General features: G+C 60.9%; 1 protein-coding gene. It reads left to right on the forward strand.

Annotation, left to right across the window (positions count from 1 at the left end; all coding sequences use genetic code 11):
* Positions 1-212: 212 nt before the first annotated feature.
* Positions 213-668, forward strand: a complete 456-nt coding sequence (locus ACE026_RS03145; RefSeq protein WP_486037776.1) for an REP-associated tyrosine transposase — start codon at positions 213-215, stop codon at positions 666-668.
* Positions 669-670: the final 2 nt, after the last annotated feature.

Consider the following 670-nt stretch of genomic DNA (forward strand, 5'->3'; position numbering starts at 1 on the left):
GCCGGTAGTGCCGGCCGCTGGCCGGCTCTGTAGCAAACCCTCATCAATCGCATGCGCTTCGTGAAGCCGGCCAGCGGCCGGCACTACCGCATTACCGAGCCCCCCCCCCCCCCCCCCCCCCCCCCCCCCCACTACCTTGTTTGGGTCTTCGGCGATAACGGTCTGCGCCGTTGGCCGATATCATGGCGCTGCGGCATCACTCACGATGCAGCATGAGTTCTTCTCGACTACGCGTGGGGCGCTGTTCCATTCCAGGACAGACCTATGTCCTGACCATGGTCTGCGATCACCGCAAGCGCTGGTTTGTGGATCCCGAGGTTTCCGCAATTGCCATGTCGCACCTGAAGGAAATGGACGAACGTGGATACGTACGATCCCTTGCCTGGGTGGTCATGCCCGACCATCTGCACTGGTTGGTGGAACTGGAAGCTAAGCCACTTGCCGATATCGCTCGACGCTTGAAATCATCGACTGCGTTGGCGATCAATCGATCGCTGGGTCGTGGTGGTTCGTTCTGGCAAGCCGGTTACCACGATCACGCCGTGCGTTGCGACGAGTCGCTGCATCGGCATGCCCTTTACATCCTCGGCAATCCGATCCGTGCAGGGCTTTCAGAGCAGATCGGAGACTACCCGTACGCGTGGACCCTGTGGTCACATGACCGGTAGTG

It is taken from the genome of Stenotrophomonas sp. AGC87, assembly GCF_057333975.1.